This window comes from Stenotrophomonas sp. YIM B06876 (genome assembly GCF_030711595.1).
Classification (GTDB): Bacteria; Pseudomonadota; Gammaproteobacteria; order Xanthomonadales; family Xanthomonadaceae; genus Stenotrophomonas.
In genome coordinates, this window is sequence record NZ_JAUJUJ010000167.1 from 1 (window position 1) to 1,716 (window position 1,716).

The following is a 1,716-nucleotide window of genomic DNA, read 5'->3' on the forward strand; positions in this document are numbered from 1 at the left end:
TATAATAGTATGTCTGGGCTGTCGACTTATTTGTCTGGGCACTCTGCAGGTGGCCATCTTGCCGCCCTCTGGAAAGATCACCCGGTTGTCAACTCAGCCGTATTGCCTATCAGTGGCCTGTTTGATCTATCGCCTATTGCTGCAACCAAGAAGATTGGTGCCGCCTTGCAACTGAGTGACAATGAAATTGCCAAGCTAAGCCCAATAAACAACATTCACCCAGCAAACAAGAGCTCACTACCGATGTATATTTACTATGGTAGTGATGAACAGCCAGAGCTCAAAGAGCAATCTCTCAACTATGCTGAGAAATTACAACGACAGGATTACAGCCTATCTGTGACAGAGGTGGAGGGTGTCAACCATTTTGAAATACTCACCTCTCTTTTTACAAAGCCAGATAGCGATTTATTAATGCGCATCACAAAAGATTAACTGACAACTATCAATATAAGGAGAAGCTTTATGCGAGCATCGATTTATCATCAATTTGGCGAGCCTTCTCAGGTAGTGAATGAAGAAGAAACAGCTCTTCCCTTGCCCGGTTTTAATCAGGTCAGAGTCAAGACAATTCTATCCCCTATTCATAACCACGACCTATGGACAGTCCGTGGAACCTATGGCCACAAGCCCACTTTGCCAGCCATTGGTGGTAGCGAGGCCTTGGGGATCATCGATGCGGTCGGTGATGGGGTCAAAGAACTCACACCGGGCCAGCGTGTTGTGGGGTCACCCATCATGGGGGTATGGGCTGAATATTTCTTGGCCCCAGCAGAATTATTAACGGTTGTTCCCGATACCATCAGTGATGAGGTTGGTGCGCAGCTTGCTTCCATGCCATTTAGTGCGCTGTTATTGCTTGAATTTCTGAATGCGGAAGCAGGGCAATGGATCATTCAAAATGCGGCAGGTGGAGCGATTGGCAAAACAGTATCGATCCTTGCAAGGGAGCGGGGTGTGAACACCATCAGTCTCGTTCGTAACAGTGACAATGAAAAAGAATTGACGGCGCAAGGCATTGAGCATGTCGTTTCGACCGCCAAACAAGACTGGCAACAACGTGTTCGTGAGCTGACAGGTGGCGCCTCTATCAGCTATGCCCTTGATTCTGTTGGAGGCGCTGCAACTGAAGCTCTGACTGGATTATTAGGAGAAAATGGCCTGCTGGTTTCCTTTGGGTCTATGTCAGGGGAGCCGATGCATATTCCTGCTGCTGACATTGCTTTCAAGCAGATTACGGTCAAAGGCTTTTGGCAGAAGAAGATCAACCAGTCCATGGCCGTGGAAAAAAGGAAGTCAATGATGGCGAAACTGATCGGCTTGGCAGAAACAGGAAAACTGAAGTTGCCAGTGGATGCGATCTACCCGATGAATGATGTAAAAAATGCGCTAACAGCAAGCCTGCAATCATCGCGCAAGGGCAAAGTGCTGCTTCGTCCATAATGAATGACTCACAAGCCAAGAGTCGTCATTTTATCTGNAGTGGATGCGATCTACCCGATGAATGATGTAAAAAATGCGCTAACAGCAAGCCTGCAATCATCGCGCAAGGGCAAAGTGCTGCTTCGTCCATAATGAATGACTCACAAGCCAAGAGTCGTCATTTTATCTGGCCTGTGGAGTCAGGCTGCGATAAGAAATGCCTGACTCCACAGGCCTACCCCTGGTTGTGATGCGTATCGACAGTCTTATTAAGTAGCTGCTTACCTTTAATAC

At 47.6% G+C, this 1,716-nt stretch carries 2 protein-coding genes; both read left to right on the forward strand.

All coding sequences use genetic code 11. The annotated features are described in order from the left end of the window. The coding region (locus QZH66_RS15745; protein WP_305806837.1) for a hypothetical protein at nucleotides 1-435 on the forward strand (435 nt) is incomplete at its 5' end. Nucleotides 436-465: 30 nt separating this feature from the next. After that, complete coding sequence (locus QZH66_RS15750) at nucleotides 466-1,443, forward strand: zinc-binding dehydrogenase (protein ID WP_305806838.1); 978 nt, start codon at nucleotides 466-468, stop codon at nucleotides 1,441-1,443. Nucleotides 1,444-1,716: the final 273 nt, after the last annotated feature.